We start from the raw sequence: 15,536 nt of genomic DNA on the forward strand, positions 1-15,536 counted from the left end.
ATGGCCGATACATCAGTAAAAAGAAATGAACGAGACTGGGCAGGACAATTAATTAGTTGGTTAAAATCTGCAATAGAAAAGAAAGTTACTATCTTCCAAGATGCAACCAATGATACCGGCATTAAAATGGAATCGGGAAAGACCAAATTTCCGGATATATTGCTATTTACCGACAAAATTTCCGGTGTCATTTTTAATGGGTGGGAGTTAAAATTTCCTGACACTCCTGTTGATGATTATGAAATGCTTAATAATGCATTAGAAAAAGCAAAAAAAATAAGAGCAGAATCTTTTGTTACATGGAATGGAATGCAAGCTGTAATATGGGGAATAAATACAGCTGAATACACAATTGATACTCTTGTAAGAATAAAAGAATATCCCAAGGAAGCAACGATTTCAAGTCGCGAAGATTTATCAGACCCTATTAATTTTGTTAAAAATGAGCCGTTATTGAAACAACGAGCTTATAATATTTTGCATGATTTAGAACATCTTTATACAGAAGGAAAATTAAAACCGGCAATAAACATCACAAGAAATATCGTTAAAGCAATCCATGATACGGCTAGCATCATAATTCCGCAATTTCAGTCGAGTATTGAAAATGAAAAAAATATAAATACCTTATTTCGATCAAATTTTAATAAATGGAAAATATATGAAAGTTCTACATTAAAAATACTATCATCTTCATCAAAAAGGGCTGAACATATTGTTCCTGAACAAGTACTCGCAAAGTTTACTTTTTATAACTTGGTAGGAAAAATTCTATTTTATCTTACATTATGTGAAAATTTAAGCGGAGAGCTTCAAAGGGTAAAAATTGAAAAAACACATAATTTAAAATTAATCCTTAATAGTTATTTTGAAAGAGCACAAAAAATAGATTACCAAGCAATATTTCAACCTTATTTTACTGATTTTATAGAATATTCTGATATAACTGAAAAAGCCTTATTTGGCTTAATTTCGGTATTAACAGAATTTGATTTTAAAATCTTACCGACAGAAGTAATTGGAAATATCCTTGAAAACTTAGTGCCTAAAAATGAAAAACAAAAGTTTGGACAATATTTTACACCGGAAATTTTAGCACATTTAGTTTCGTTCCCTACTGTAAAAACAAATTCAGCTTTTTTGTTTGATCCTACTTGTGGGACAGGCAGTCTTTTAAATTCTTTTTATAAAATTTTAAATTTTTACGGCATTGATAATCATTCGATTTTATTAAGTCATATTTGGGGGAATGATATATCTCATTTTCCGGCGATTCTATCAGTTATAAATCTATATAAACAAGATGTAACAAAAACTGATAATTTCCCAAGAATAATAAGAAATGATTATTTTAATTTAGAAGTCGGAAAAGAAATTATTTTTCCTGATTCACAGAATTATAGCGAACATATTTCCGTTAAAATACCTCTCTTTGATGGAATAGCAAGCAATTTTCCCTTTATTCAACAAGAAGACATCCCTAATGAAATTTTAACGAAGCACTTTAGAAAACTTTTTCAAGAAAAGCAACAAGCTTTCTTTAAAAATGGAGCATTTAAAATAAATGAGCGATCAGACTATTTTACTTATTGTATATATAATTCGATCACTTTCTTAAAAGATGGCGGTATCCTTTCGGCAATTACCTCAAACGCATGGCTAGGAAAAGAATATGGATTTCAATTTAAAAAGTTTTTATTAGATAATTTTCATATAAAATATATTATACAGAGTAAAGCTGAACATTGGTTTACTGATTCACAGGTAGCCACAATATATTTTGTTTTGGAAAAAGTTGTAAATGATGAGTCTACAAAATTTGTAACAATAAACTTTAAACTCTCTGAATTCTTTAATAAAAAAAGTACACGAGAGCAAATTCAAAAAATTGAAGATTTCTATGCAGATATTGATACTTGTAATGACAGTAAAAATATCAAGTGGAAACAAAACGAATTCTTTTCAGATTTATATGTTAACAAAACTGATAATTTTTCTGTCAGTATTATTTCAAAAAAGACTCTTGTCGATTCTATTGACAAACAAACAAACTGGTCCGAATTTTTTATTTCATCCAATCTTTTCCATCCCTTTGATAAATATTTGGTTAAATACTTTCCAAGTATCTTTGAAGTTATTAGAGGAGAACGAACCGGTTGGAATAAAATGTTTATAATAGAAGAAAAAAAGAAAATAGAAATAAAAATTGAATCCCGATTTTTAATCCCAATGATAAAGTCTCCGACAGAATTGTCTTCTATGCTTTTCCAAAATATTTTTTCGAATTATCTCTTTGTCTGCAATGAAGATTATAAGAATTTAAAAGAAGGCACAAAAAAATGGATTGATAAATTTAAAGATAGGCCTAACAAAAATGAAAGCAAAACTATTTCTGAAGCAAATGCAGGTCATAAGCCTTATTGGTATTCCTTACAGCCAAAAACTGCTAATGTTATAACAGCTATTAATCCGTATCAACGATTTTTCTTCACCTATTCTAAAGTACCGTTTGTTATCGACCAACGATTGATAGCAATGAGAACGAATGATATATTTGCTACCGAATTAATTACAGCTTTACTGAATTCTGCAATAACTTATTTAACTCTAGAAATGAGAGGAACCTCCCGTAATTTAGGTGCTTTGGATTTAAATGCAACATATCTAAAAAATCTTCGTGCATTAAATCCTGAATTATTAGATGAAAAACAAAAAACAGAAATTATAAATGCTTTTAAAGCTATAGAAAAAAGAGAGGTTGGAACAATCTTTGAAGAAATAAAAAAAGAAGATAGGATTCATTTTGATAAAATTATATTACAATCCTTTGGAATTAATACAAATATACTTGAAATGGTTTATTCATTGTTAATAGAATCTGTTCGCAATAGAATCAATATGAAAGATAGATAAAAGATACTTGAAAAAGGAAACAACATGAACGAAGCAGAAAGAAAAGTTCCTAAGCGGATTGCGCAGACAGTATTACATTCTTTAAAAGGCGGTGTTGTGCCCCGTATCGGGCTGCCCTATATTACCGTCGGAAGGAAAAATGAAATTCAAGCCTTGCTGCATGATGTTGATATTATCTCCGAAGGCGGCGCTTCGTTCCGGTTTATTGTCGGACGGTATGGAGCGGGAAAGAGTTTTTTACTGCAAGCTATCCGAAATTATGTGATGGATCGCGGGTTCATTGTTGCGGATGCAGACCTGTCCCCGGAGCGGAGACTGCAAGGAACGCGGGGGCAGGGGCTGGCAACTTATCGCGAGCTGATCGGGAATCTTTCCACAAAGACAAAACCGGAGGGCGGTGCACTCACGCTGATATTGGAGCGGTGGATTAGCACCGTGCAAAGTGAAGCCTTGCAAGAAAGCGGGCTTCAACCCGGAGACCCGGCACTGACTGCGCTTGTCGATCAAAAGATTTACGCGGTAACCGCTTCGGTGAGCGAGCTGGTACACGGTTTTGAGTTTGCTCAATTACTTTCAGCCTATTATCATGCGTACCTCAAGAGCGATGATGAAACGAAAGCAAAAGTAGTGCGGTGGTTCCGGGGCGAATATGCCCTCAAGCGTGAAGCAAAGGAAGAACTCGGTGTCAATATCATTATTACGGATGATGACTGGTACGAGTATCTCAAGCTCTTTGCAACATTTTTCCGGCTGGCGGGTTATTCCGGCATGATGATTATGATCGACGAACTCGTCAATATTTATAAAGTTCCCAACTCCATCACGCGCCAGTACAATTACGAAAAACTCCTCACCATGTACAACGACACCTTACAGGGGAAGGCAAAATACCTCGGTATTATCATGGGGGCAACACCGCAGGCGATCGAGGATAAGCGGCGCGGTGTGTACAGTTACGAGGCGCTCCGTTCCCGTCTTGCAGAGGGGAAGTTTTCCAAGCCCGGTGCACGGGACTTACTTGCGCCGGTAATCCGGCTTGACCCGATTACTGCGGAAGAAATGCTGATCCTCTGTGAAAAGCTCGCTGCGATGCACGCCGGACTCTATGGCTATGAACAGAAAATCACCACGAACGATTTGGCTGGGTTTATCAAAATTGAATATGAGCGGATCGGTGCCGATGTACATATCACCCCGCGCGAAGTAATCCGGGATTTTATCGAGCTGCTGGATATTTTGTACCAAAATCCGGGAATGAGCATTATCGAGTTACTAAACTCCGATACATTTTCGTATGCAAAGTCTGATGCGGTATCGGACACCACCGATGAAAACTATGCCGAGTTTACGATTTAAGGTGAACTACATAATTCCTTTTTCATGTATACTCTTGCTTGACAACCGGTCTATACATTGTATACACTGACTATGCGGAGGTACTGGTATGCAGGCTGTAGTTCAGAAATGGGGTAATAGTTTAGGTTTGAGAATCCCTTCGTTTTGGGCAAAAGATAATGATATAAAAAACGGCAGTACCGTTGAAGTGATTATGGAAAAGGAAAAGATCATTATTCTTCCTCAAAAAAAATCTCTTGATGCTATGCTTGCGCTAGTAAATGAAGAGAATATACATTCGGAAATTTCTACAGGATATGCAGCTGGAAAAGAAGCATGGTAAATTCAAATTATGTCCCTGAAAAAGGCGATCTAGTCTGGCTCGATTTTGATCCGCAGATAGGGCATGAGCAAAAAGGCCGACGCCCTGCAATTTGTATTTCTCATAAACAATATAATCAAAAAATCGGACTTGCTTTGATCTGTCCGATTACAAGCCATATAAAAGGGTACCCTTTTGAAATTGTGCTGAATGGGCATTCAATCAGCGGATGTATATTGAGTGATCAAATAAAAAGTCTTGACTGGAAACAACGAAACTGTCATTTCATAGAAAAAGCAGCCGCTGAAGAAATTGATTCTGTCGTTCAAAACATACAGTTGATGATCGAATAAAATAATGCTCGTATGTTCTTTTAGTGAGTAAAAGAATAGTGCCTGCTCTTTTTGCACACGGCACTCATATCAATTTTGGGCATCAAACTTTTAAGTTTTACAGATACAATTCAATTAAGTTGATAATCGTCTTTTTAGCTTCATCCTTCGACAGAATAGCGTTCTGTGGAAATAAAATAGACGGATCGATTTTCATTGCGGTACATAATTTTAGCAGTGTATTTAAAGTCGGAGTCCGTTTTCCCGTTTCGATGTAGGTAATCATATTCTGCGAGACTCCCGATTCATACGCAAGCGTCATCTGCGAATAGCCGAGACGCTCTCGTTCCTGTCTGAGGCGCCGACAGACATATAATTCCAATTCTTGTACATCCATTATTTAATTCTTTATGAAATATTGTATGCAGTCAAATAAATCAAGTATTGACAATACCTAATATAGTATGTAAAATTATTACAACATATACTTAATGAAAAGGAGTTTTTATGAAAAATTTATTGCGTATTCGTATTGCGTCAAGCATTACTATGCTGTGCTGTATTTTAGCTTTTACAGCGTGTTACCAACCTGTAAAGCAAAATAGCCCGCAAAGTACTCAACAGCAAAACGGCGGTAACAACGGTGGACAGCAAAACGGCGGCGGCAACGGCGGTAACAACGGTGGACAGCAAAACGGTGGTGAAGATAGTAGTTCTCCTACATATACGGTTTACTTAAGAAATGCCAGTACTAATTCTGCTATAACTTTTTGGTATGTAAAAGAGATTGATAATGAGGATGTTACATCATATTATTCTTATGTACGTATCAATCCAGGAGAAAGAGGATATATAGCAAATATACCAGGTAATAAGAAATACAAGGTTAATTCAAAAGTTGAGAGCTTGTCTGATCCATCTGAATGGACAGCTAAAGCGTTTGATGAATTGTATTTAGATGAAGATAAATACCTTGTAGTATATTAATACATGCCCATGGATAAGTTGATCGAAAATCAATTGATAGGAGATTTTAAATGAGAAGAAAAATCTTAGTTATAATGTTAGTATGTATGGCATTGTTAGTTGGATTTGCAAGTTGCGGAGTAAGAGAAGTAACTTGTACGCAATGTCAGGGAACCGGAAAATGTAACTTCTATCCGGCACTACGCATTCTATGATTTTGGCATAACAGATTCCATTGTACTTCTTATGGCAAAAGAATGCGATCTCCTTATTTCCGGGACAGTAAACTTTGCGATTATGCCCGTTCCTTAGAACTACCCCTTAAAGATTTTAAAGGAATGGTCAATGATCTTAGTTATAGATAGGATATGAAAGTCCCCGAATAGAGATATACCTATTTCTTCAGCTTTTCAATCTCTTCAAAAAGTTTATGCACATTACAAAATGACGCGAAGGAATCTTCATCCTGCTTATTTCTTTCTTCCAATTTCAAAACCGTTGTATTACTTTGTCCCTGCCGCTTTAGTTCCGGCGCAATACAAATCGGACCCATCGTCATAATCGGAAGATCGCGTCCGTCATCAGTTTTAATCAACAACCCCGACGCGAGCATCGGGGTATTAAACCCTCGCACGAATAACCGGTAGTACAAACTCAACAAAACTTCCGGTATGATATCTCTAAATTTAAAAAAATATTGACATCATCAATAAATATACCTACAATAAATATAAAGGGAGTTATTATTATGGCACAGACAAACATAAATATCCGTATAGACGAGGACTTAAAAAAGCAGTTTGAAGCTTTCTGTTCCGATATTGGAATGACCATGACAACAGCATTTTGCGTATTTGCAAAAACGGCGGTCAGGAAACAAAAAATACCGTTTGAAATAGCAACGGATCCGTTCTACAGTGAAAGCAACATGGCTCATTTACGCCGCGGCATTGAGGCTCTGAATGCTGGGAAAGGCGTAGAGCATGAGCTTATCGAGGCATATGAATGAAAAAAATATGGTTTGATGAAGCTTGGGAAGATTATGAATATTGGCAACTACAAAATAAAAAAACAATAAAGCGTATCAATATGCTGCTTAAAGATATTGAACGGGGAAGTTTTGACGGTATAGGTAAACCGGAGCCTCTAAAGGGTGAATTGAGCGGTTTTTGGAGTCGCCGTATTGATGACGTGAACAGGCTTGTGTACCGAGTGAGTAAAAATACTTTAGAAATTCTTTCCTGTCGCGGACATTACGAAGATTAATTGAAATACAGGTCTCTCACACTCAGGCAGTAGACGCTCCGGTACTAAGGATTTTGCGATGGACATTTTTAATCAATACGCCGCTTTTATACAGGATTATATTTACCGCTCCGGTTGGCAGGCGCTTCGTGCGGTGCAGAATGCGGCGGGCGATGCTCTTTTCAATACCGATAACAATGTGCTGCTGACGGCGTCCACCGCCTCCGGCAAAACCGAAGCGGCGTTTTTTCCAATCTTGAGCCTCTTATACGAAGAGCCTGCTGCCTCGGTGGGAGTGTTGTATATCGCTCCGCTCAAGGCGCTCATCAATGATCAGTTCGGGCGGCTGAACGAGCTTTGCGAGGAAGCGGGAATCGCCGTAACGCGATGGCATGGTGATGCGCCGCAGGGTCAAAAGCGGAAGCTGCTCCGTAAACCGGCGGGGATTTTGCAGATCACCCCGGAATCCCTTGAAGCGCTGATGATCACCAAGCAGAGCGAAATTCCCTCTTTGTTCCACGACCTCCGTTTTATCGTCATTGATGAAGTCCACTCCCTGCTGCGTGCCGACCGCGGCGGGCAAACCTTTTGCCTGATCGAGCGGGTCTGCCGGACTGCGGGCTGCAATCCCCGGCGGGTCGGTCTTTCCGCCACACTCGGTAACCCTGAAGAAGCGGGAACCTTTCTTGCTGCAGGCAGCGGGAGAGAAACGGTTATCCCCAAATGCGACGGCGGCAAAGAAGTGTGGCGGCTTTCGATGGAACACTTCTTCAACACGGGACCTCAAGCTGACGAAGGCAAGCCCATCACAGTAGAGGCGCTTACCGTAGAAGCCGCGACGGATACTGCCCCCAAGGCCGCAGACCCGGGGATGGGCTATATCTTTGAGCATACCCGCGGCAGAAAATGTCTCGTGTTTACCAATTCCCGCGAGGAGTGCGAATCCGTATGCCAGCACCTCCGGCAATACTGTGAAGTTAACCACGAACCCGACCGCTTTTTAATTCACCACGGCAACCTTTCCGCTTCGTACCGTGAAAGTGCGGAAGAAGAAATGAAGGATGACGATTCGCTCATCAGTGTGTGCGCTACGGCTACGCTGGAGCTGGGGATTGATATCGGCAAGCTTGAGCGGGCATTCCAGATTGACGCGCCGTTTACCGTCTCCGGTTTTTTACAGCGTATGGGACGTACCGGACGGCGCGGCACTCCTTCGGAAATGTGGTTTGTTATGCGGGAAGATCATCCCGAATCGCGGGCAATGCTGCCGGAGATGATTCCGTGGTATCTTATTCAAGGGATTGCACTTGTTCAGCTTTATATCGAAGAGCGCTTTGTGGAACCGCCGCGCACGGAAAAGCTGCCCTTCTCCCTGCTTTATCACCAGACCATGAGCACGCTTGCATCCTCAGGCGAGATGACACCGGCTGAGCTTGCATCCAGAGTACTGACCCTGTCGGTATTCCGCCGCATCAGTCAGGAGGACTTCCGTACCTTGCTCCGGCACCTTATCACTATTGATCATATCAACCGCACGGAAAACGGCGGGCTGATTGTCGGGATTACCGGGGAGCGGGTTGTCAATAATTATAAGTTTTACGCAGTGTTCCAAGAAAATATCGAATACACGGTGCGTTCCGGTTCCGAAGAGCTGGGAACAATCGTCAAGCCGCCGCCTGCGGGCGAGAAGATAGCCATTGCAGGCAGGGTGTGGGCAGTGGACGAGGTGGATCACCAGCGGCGCGAGGTATACTGTACGCTGGTAAAGGGAAATATCCCTGCGTATTTCGGTGATGTGGCAGGCGATATACATACCCGTATCTTGGAACGGATGCATACTGTCCTTGCCGAACGGAAAAGCTATCCGTACCTGATGCGCCATGCCGTGTGCCGGTTGCAGGAAGCGCGGAATACGTTCAGCAAGGCAGGGATGGACAGTCACCCGCTCATTTCCCTTGGCGGCACTATGTGGGCGCTCTTTCCCCAGCTGGGCAGCTATGCCTTTCTTGCGTTGGAACGTTTTCTCAAGCTCCGCTGCGGTGCACGGCTTGGACTCAAAGGCTTGAGTCCGTCCCGACCGTACTACCTACAGTTCACCATGCAGGTAAGCGCACAAGAATTCTATCGCATTATTGCCGAAGAAGCCGCACAAAACTTTGATCCGCTGGAGCTTGTGTACGAAAGGGAAGTTCCCATCTTTGACAAATACGACGAATATGTCCCGGCTGAGCTGGTGCGCAAAGGATTTGCCTTAGGGGTACTGGATATCACCGGAATGAAGCAGCGGGTGCTGGGATGGAAGGAGAATGCGGGAGAGCTGTAATGTCAGTGTCTACGAAAGTTTATACACTGCATATTGATTGAGCGATACACCTTCTTGTGCTGCCTGTAATGCCAGTTTTTTATGTAAAGACTTTGGAATACGAAGTACAAACTTACCGCTATAATTCATTTCATCAACCGGTTTTGGAACTTCAAAGCCGTTTTCGAGTTTCGTTTCAATCCATCCTTCCATCGCTTCGTAAATATTTCGATACGCCTCTTCAAAAGAATCGCCGGTACTCCGACAACCGTCCAGTTCCTGAACGGAAGCATAATAATATTCGCCGCTTTCGTCGGATAGCTTTTTTATAACAATCGAATACGGTAAATTTAAGTAGTCTTTTATATCCATTTTATGCCTCTTGTACACGCTTTAAAATATCTTTTATATAGCACGCTTTCAATACATTATCAGCTTTTATTGTAATCACATTTCCAACAGTATTGATATATTGCCGGTGAGAAACTTTTTGTCTGTCAAGTCGATAGCCTATAGCCATAAGCACCTTATCAGCTTCTTGCAGACGTATGCCGTTTGGTTGGTTTTTTATCATAGCCATATCCCGTACAAAAAACAAGTTATATTTTACTTTAACGGCTTAAAGTAAAATATAAGATTTTATAATTTTCTTTCAGGGCTGTTTGCGGTTTATTCGGTTTGGTGAAAAAAGAAGGTTGAGTTGACTCTTTTATAATTCGATTACCCGTGTTATAATTTACCAAGGAGGGTATTACCATGCGGATATTAATGATAACCAGTGAAGCGGTTCCTTTTGCAAAAACAGGCGGCTTAGCCGATGTCGTATCTGCCTTATCCTACGCATTAAAAAAACTTGGGCATGATGTTAGAATTGTTATGCCGCGTTATTATAGAATTGATAAAAAAACTTTAACGCCTATTCCCGGCGCAATGGGAGTGTCTATCGGCAATAGAGAATATTGGACGGAAGTATTTGAATCGACACTCCCCAATTCCGATATACCGATATATTTTATTGATCATGAAGAAAGTTTCGGCCGCGACGGGTTGTACGGTTCTCTTTTTGAACCTGACTTTAATGATAACCCCAAGCGGTTTTCGATATTGAGCCATGCAGCCTTTCAACTTTGCAGAAAGCAGCATTGGATTCCCGATCTGATGCACGCGCACGATTGGCAGACAGCGCTGGTGCCCGTGCTGTTAAAATTTAACACGCAGTATCTCGATTTTCAAGGGACTGCAAGTGTTTTTACCGTGCATAATATCGGCTATCAGGGAATTTACAATAAAGCGAGTTATGTGGATACGGGACTCGATTGGGGATATTTTTATTCTGCCGGTTTTGAGGACTGGGATAGAATGAATTTCTTAAAAGCCGGCTTGTTATCTGCCGACCGGCTGACAACCGTTTCTCCGACTTACGCACAGGAAATACAAAGCGCTGAATACGGTTTCCGAATGGACGGTATTCTTCGTTTCCGCAAGGATGCTTTAACCGGTATCTTAAACGGCGTTGACACTTCTGTATGGAATCCTAAAACGGATAAACAGATCCCCTTCAATTATACTGCCCGTTCTCTTGCGAAAAAAGCGAAGAATAAAGAAGCCTTGCAAAAATATATGGGACTCCCACAGGATGAAAAAGTTCCGGTGTTCGGTATGATAACACGGTTGACCGATCAAAAAGGAATTGCGGAATTATTCGGACCATCGTACGGTGCGGCATTCAAAATATGTACCGATATCAATTTACAACTGATTGTGCTGGGCGCCGGTGATCGATGGTGCGAAGATGAATTATTGGCGCTTTCAAAACGGCTGCCGAATTTGCGGGTTTATATCGGCTATGATGACAAATTGAGCCATTTAATAGAAGCGGGCAGCGATTTCTTTTTGATGCCGTCGCGATATGAACCGTGCGGGCTTAATCAGATGTATTCGCTGCTATACGGAACATTACCGGTTGTACGCAATACCGGCGGACTTGCCGATACGGTAGAAAACTATGATGAGCAAACAGGAGACGGCACCGGTTTTGTGCTGAATCTACTTACGCCCGAAAGTATTTATAATACCGTTAATTGGGCGGTAAATGCGTGGTTTAAAAACCCCGAGCACATCGTTAAAATGCGAAAGCGCGGTATGGCGAAAGATTTTACGTGGGATACCTCTGCAAAGCAGTATCTCGCGGTATATCAAGAAGCTGTCGGAAATAAGGTTTTCAATAAGCATTAAGCTTGGGTAACCGCACCGGATACTTTATTGAATATCCCCGCAAAATAAAGGGGCTGTTCAACCGGAGTTGCCAATGTGATTGCCTTGAATATTAATACGGACAGGCTTTAAGTAATGAAAAAGACGAATGCAATGCGCCTTTTGGAGGCGGCAGGTGTTTCTTATAGCAGCGTCGAATATGCGTGGGATGAGGAACATTTGGATGCGGTGTCTGCTGCACAGAAGTTACACATCGAACCCGATATGCTCTTTAAAACGATTGTGATGATAAGCGAAGACAATGATATTTTTGTTTTTTGCGTACCGGCGCCTTCGGAAGTCAGTTTGAAAAAGGTACGGAATATAACCGGTAAAAAGATAACACCGCTTAAACTCGAGGCGCTGCAAAAAACAACGGGCTACATCCGCGGCGGCTGTTCCCCGCTCGGCATGAAAAAGCATTTTCCTACATTTATCGATGAAACCGCACAGCTGTATGACCGTATCTATGTGAGTGCCGGGGAACGGGGGCACATGCTCTGTATTGCCCCTGCAGATTTGCAAGAAATCTGCGCCGCCGCTTTTTGCGATATCGCCGAAGGATAGGACATCCTATTGCGTTATAAAACAGGTAATGCTATAGTAGTGAAATACTAAGGAACTCCTTAGATTAGACATTCAGGCTGCTATAGAGAGCTTTTAAAGAATATATGGAGGTTACCCTGATGGAAAAAATAGTAAAATTATTGCACCGCAAAAGCTGTGTAGTACTTACGGCGCTGTGCGTGCTGACCTTTAGTGCTTGCCGTTGGCCATATACGGTAAAAAATGCCCGTTTTAAAAACGAGTTTTCATGGGTGTATGCTGAAAAAGATTTTAACTTTAAAAACGCCGACAAGGTGCAAGGAACTTTTACATTGCCTAAAAATATTAAACATAAGGGATTGTGTTTTGTTGCAATGTTTCCGGCAACTTTCCGTAATAATAAATGGAGTGCTGTTATAAAAATGCCTTACAAGCTTACTCTTACATGGGACGGCGGCAGCTTAAAAAGAGAAGAGGCAGAAGCAAAAAGTGATTGGTTCGGACTTAATGTGTATTTCCCCGAGGAGGAGATAAGAAAACTGCCGGTACAACAAGCAATTACCTATACATTGGAATATGAAGCCGGTGTATATACTAAACTACAGGATACAGCTGAGCTTGATAAGCTCGCCGATCTGCAGGATCATCCTGAAAGCTATCAAGGCTTTTATGATGCAGTATTTGTCGTAGCCGAGCGCTCAACAAAAAAGATGCCGTAAGCTTAAAGTTAAAAATTATTGCAGGTTAGCTTGACGGTTTCAGCATGATCGGTGCCGTGTATGTGCTGATAATCGGTTGTATCGGTGGCGCCGTTCGCATATCCGGTATCGGTTTCAATGTCTTATAATGTATACGGACGTACATTTACTGGAAAAGTATCTGCACCGCCTATTTGCAATGCGATCTGCATTTTCACGCTTTCCACCCTATAATTGTAGATATGCCGAGCTGTAGAATTGCACTTCCGCAGTACCAACCGCCTCACCCCAAAGCACAGTCTCCTGCAAAGAAAAACCTGCGCAAAAGGCTTGATATACCTGCATTTGACGGCATAATTTCACAGCTCACAGCTCGAATACTCTTTAGATAGTTTTTTATCTACTTTTTACACACAGCATTATCTTTTCTCATTATGTCCTGTCCTCTACCGTAATGCGCAGCAGGCAGCGGCGCTGCCTCAACAGCAACCTTTACCGGAGACACGGGCAACAGCGATAACTGGGAGTATATTAAAAAACAAGATCCTAAAGGAACTGCGGATGCAGCAACGAATTATCCGGCGTTCCACTGGGTAAATACCTATAACAAAACGTATGCTGAGTGGCTTGGCAGAAAGACTTTTAACTGGTACATGCCGAGCATCGCCGAGCTATGCGAGGCGTGCAAGAACAAAGGTGCAATCAATGAAAGCTTTACAAAGATACGCAGTCTTAACGTTTCCTATGCCGGTTTGGAACTCGGTCTTGTAGACTATTGGTCGTCGTCGCAGAGTTCCGGCAGCAATGTTGACGTATGGAGAATGAATTTCCCGAATGACCACGTGGGAGGCAGTGCCAAGTTTAACAGTGGTCGGGTTTGTTGTCTGGCAAGCTTTTAATAAAAACGGTACATCCGTGTACCGTTTTTATCTTCGAGTTTAAGCGCTTCAGCAACAGCAGTGCAGAAGATGCCCTCAACCAGATAAAAGAGAAAAACTACGCCGCGAAGTACAAGACTGACGAGAAGAAAATTGTGCTGATTGGAAGTTCGTTTGATGAAAAGACGAGAACATCGCATTTCAAGGTAACCTGTTCAGAAACGGAAGTTTCCGAACAGGTTTAATAAACCGCAGCGGGTAACCGTAGGCGCCGTAACAGAGGTAACGAGCGGTAGCCCTGCGGCGGTGAAAATACACGACAACGTTCAAAGGAGAAGTAGTATGTCGAATAAAGAGCAAAGGAAATTTTTTGAAAGTAGGTTTTTTAGCGCATCTTGGGGCGCTGCTGCCGGACACAATAGCGTTTGGCGTGATGAGTACAAAGAAGAAACAATAATTAAGATAGTAGCCAAAGTAATCGCATCAGAGGAGTAAATCAATTCCGTAGAAGAAAAAACTCTGATGCGATTACCTTCATCCTTAGTCGGTTACGTATTGCTTATAGTCTCCGTAGCCGGCGGCATCCATTTCTTCGTAGGGAATAAACCGCAGCGAAGCCCCATTGATGCAATAGCGCAAGCCTGTTTTATCCTGCGGACCGTCGTCAAAGACATGGCCTAAATGCGCGCCGCCGGTTTTTGAGGTAACTTCAACTCTATTCATACCGTGGCTGCCATCGGGCGTAAAATCGACTGCCTGCGAGGTAATCGGCTTGGTAAAGCTCGGCCATCCGCAGCCTGCATCATATTTATCGCTCGAAGAAAAAAGCGGTTTTCCCGTAACAACATCAACGTAAATACCCTTTCCTTCAAACTTGTCATATTCACTGGTAAAGGGACGTTCGGTTGCTTTTTCCTGTGTTACACTGTATTGCAGCGGAGTCAGCCGTTCCTTAATCTGCTTTGCATCCGGTATTTTGAACTGTGCTTCATCATGCAGGGGGACGGATGCAAGGTTTAAATTGATATGGCAGTATCCGTTCGGATTTTTTTCAAGGTAGTCTTGATGATAGTCTTCCGCCAATACAAAGTTCCGCAGCGGTTCCGTTTCTACCGCAATCGGGCGGGAATACTTTGCCTGCATCCGCTTTAAAAAAGCCTGAATAACCGGCAGGTCTTTCTTATCTGTGTAGTAGATGCCGGTGCGGTATTGCCTGCCGACGTCATTCCCCTGCTTATTTACGGAAAGCGGGTCGATAATGCGGAAATAGTGTTCCAATAGTTCTTCGAGCGCGATAACACCGGTATTGTAGGTTATTTTGACAGTTTCAGCATGATCGGTGCCGTGTATGTGCTGATAATCGGTTGTATCGGTGGCGCCGTTCGCATATCCCGTATCGGTCTCAACAACGCCTGCAATCCGGCGGAAGTATCCTTCCACACCCCAAAAGCAGCCCCCTGCCAAATAAATCTCTTTTACATTTCCTGCCGTTACCATAGCTGCTTCTCCGTTCTTGTTTCCGTTCTGCGGTTTATGTCTTTCTCCTGCCTGCACTTTTACACAGCTGGAGAGAGCCAAGGCAATGCAGAGCGGCGCCGCTAAATGAATATGTTTATGAATGATCATCGTGCTTTTCAGCTCCTTGTTAATCCCAAGCGGAAGTATCCGCCCAGAAGATTGATATGACGTGCCGAATGGCAGTCTGATAGTAAACAAGGAGCTATAATGCGGAGTTACAAATTAGTA

Annotated in this window: 18 protein-coding genes; 13 read left to right on the forward strand and 5 right to left on the reverse strand. The window is 41.8% G+C overall.

Annotated features, from left to right (window positions below):
• The 4 genes from HGH47_RS00490 (at position 1) to mazF (ending at position 4,923) form a co-directional block, all read left to right on the forward strand.
• A complete protein-coding gene (locus HGH47_RS00490) occupies positions 1-2,913 on the forward strand; it encodes an N-6 DNA methylase (RefSeq protein ID WP_432909651.1) in 2,913 nt (970 codons plus the stop codon).
• 24 nt (positions 2,914-2,937) lie between these two features.
• Entirely contained in the window at positions 2,938-4,269 is a 1,332-nt protein-coding gene (locus HGH47_RS00495) for an ATP-binding protein (RefSeq protein WP_432909654.1), read from the forward strand.
• Between the two features lie 88 nt (positions 4,270-4,357).
• On the forward strand, positions 4,358-4,591 hold the full coding sequence (locus HGH47_RS00500) for an AbrB/MazE/SpoVT family DNA-binding domain-containing protein (protein WP_212565223.1): 234 nt from the start codon (positions 4,358-4,360) through the stop codon (positions 4,589-4,591).
• Positions 4,585-4,923 carry an endoribonuclease MazF gene (gene mazF, locus HGH47_RS00505; protein ID WP_212565222.1) on the forward strand — a complete coding sequence of 113 codons (339 nt, stop codon included), beginning with the start codon at positions 4,585-4,587 and terminating at the stop codon, positions 4,921-4,923. The genes HGH47_RS00500 and mazF overlap by 7 nt, the downstream gene beginning before the upstream one ends.
• A 97-nt stretch (positions 4,924-5,020) precedes the next feature.
• On the opposite strand, the gene HGH47_RS00510 is transcribed toward mazF, so the two are convergent.
• Positions 5,021-5,299, reverse strand: coding sequence for a helix-turn-helix domain-containing protein (locus tag HGH47_RS00510; protein ID WP_212565221.1), 279 nt, complete (start codon positions 5,297-5,299; stop codon positions 5,021-5,023).
• A 110-nt stretch (positions 5,300-5,409) separates the two neighbouring features.
• Between HGH47_RS00510 and HGH47_RS00515 the strand changes: the two genes are divergently transcribed.
• Entirely contained in the window at positions 5,410-5,889 is a 480-nt protein-coding gene (locus HGH47_RS00515; protein WP_212565220.1) for a hypothetical protein, read from the forward strand.
• Positions 5,890-6,262: 373 nt separating this feature from the next.
• Here HGH47_RS00515 and HGH47_RS00520 read toward each other — a convergent pair whose 3' ends face one another.
• Positions 6,263-6,526 (reverse strand): hypothetical protein, encoded by a 264-nt coding sequence (locus tag HGH47_RS00520; protein WP_432909660.1) that lies wholly within the window; start codon positions 6,524-6,526, stop codon positions 6,263-6,265.
• A 90-nt stretch (positions 6,527-6,616) separates the two neighbouring features.
• On the opposite strand from HGH47_RS00520, the gene HGH47_RS00525 reads away from it, so the two are divergent.
• From HGH47_RS00525 to HGH47_RS00535, 3 genes are read left to right on the forward strand one after another with little or no spacing between them, the layout of a single operon-like run.
• Positions 6,617-6,877: a type II toxin-antitoxin system RelB/DinJ family antitoxin gene (locus HGH47_RS00525; RefSeq protein WP_432909663.1), complete on the forward strand. Its 261-nt coding sequence runs from the start codon at positions 6,617-6,619 to the stop codon at positions 6,875-6,877.
• Entirely contained in the window at positions 6,874-7,134 is a 261-nt protein-coding gene (locus HGH47_RS00530) for a Txe/YoeB family addiction module toxin (RefSeq protein WP_432909666.1), read from the forward strand. Before HGH47_RS00525 ends, HGH47_RS00530 begins: the two co-directional genes overlap by 4 nt.
• Before the next feature lie 58 nt (positions 7,135-7,192).
• Positions 7,193-9,436: a DEAD/DEAH box helicase gene (locus HGH47_RS00535; protein ID WP_432909669.1), complete on the forward strand. Its 2,244-nt coding sequence runs from the start codon at positions 7,193-7,195 to the stop codon at positions 9,434-9,436.
• A gap of 9 nt (positions 9,437-9,445) precedes the next feature.
• On the opposite strand, the gene HGH47_RS00540 is transcribed toward HGH47_RS00535, so the two are convergent.
• Together HGH47_RS00540 and HGH47_RS00545 are read right to left on the reverse strand one after the other, a co-directional pair.
• A complete protein-coding gene (locus HGH47_RS00540; RefSeq protein ID WP_212565215.1) occupies positions 9,446-9,787 on the reverse strand; it encodes a type II toxin-antitoxin system HicB family antitoxin in 342 nt (113 codons plus the stop codon).
• Between the two features lies 1 nt (position 9,788).
• Entirely contained in the window at positions 9,789-9,989 is a 201-nt protein-coding gene (locus HGH47_RS00545; protein WP_230974394.1) for a type II toxin-antitoxin system HicA family toxin, read from the reverse strand.
• 182 nt (positions 9,990-10,171) lie between these two features.
• Here HGH47_RS00545 and glgA point away from each other — a divergent pair, with 182 nt between their 5' ends.
• The 5 genes from glgA (at position 10,172) to HGH47_RS00570 (ending at position 14,285) form a co-directional block, all read left to right on the forward strand.
• Positions 10,172-11,650 (forward strand): glycogen synthase GlgA, encoded by a 1,479-nt coding sequence (gene glgA, locus HGH47_RS00550; protein ID WP_212565213.1) that lies wholly within the window; start codon positions 10,172-10,174, stop codon positions 11,648-11,650.
• Between the two features lie 114 nt (positions 11,651-11,764).
• On the forward strand, positions 11,765-12,235 hold the full coding sequence (gene ybaK / locus HGH47_RS00555) for a Cys-tRNA(Pro) deacylase (RefSeq protein WP_212565212.1): 471 nt from the start codon (positions 11,765-11,767) through the stop codon (positions 12,233-12,235).
• Positions 12,236-12,354: 119 nt separating this feature from the next.
• Positions 12,355-12,933, forward strand: coding sequence for a hypothetical protein (locus HGH47_RS00560; RefSeq protein ID WP_432909675.1), 579 nt, complete (start codon positions 12,355-12,357; stop codon positions 12,931-12,933).
• 856 nt (positions 12,934-13,789) lie between these two features.
• Positions 13,790-14,035, forward strand: coding sequence for a PD-(D/E)XK nuclease domain-containing protein (locus tag HGH47_RS00565; RefSeq protein WP_212565210.1), 246 nt, complete (start codon positions 13,790-13,792; stop codon positions 14,033-14,035).
• A 97-nt stretch (positions 14,036-14,132) separates the two neighbouring features.
• A complete protein-coding gene (locus HGH47_RS00570; RefSeq protein ID WP_212565209.1) occupies positions 14,133-14,285 on the forward strand; it encodes a hypothetical protein in 153 nt (50 codons plus the stop codon).
• A gap of 45 nt (positions 14,286-14,330) precedes the next feature.
• Here HGH47_RS00570 and msrB read toward each other — a convergent pair whose 3' ends face one another.
• Entirely contained in the window at positions 14,331-15,413 is a 1,083-nt protein-coding gene (gene msrB / locus HGH47_RS00575; RefSeq protein ID WP_414162772.1) for a peptide-methionine (R)-S-oxide reductase MsrB, read from the reverse strand.
• Positions 15,414-15,536: the final 123 nt, after the last annotated feature.

It is taken from the genome of Treponema sp. OMZ 805 (genome assembly GCF_050937395.1).
Lineage (GTDB): Bacteria > Spirochaetota > Spirochaetia > Treponematales > Treponemataceae > Treponema.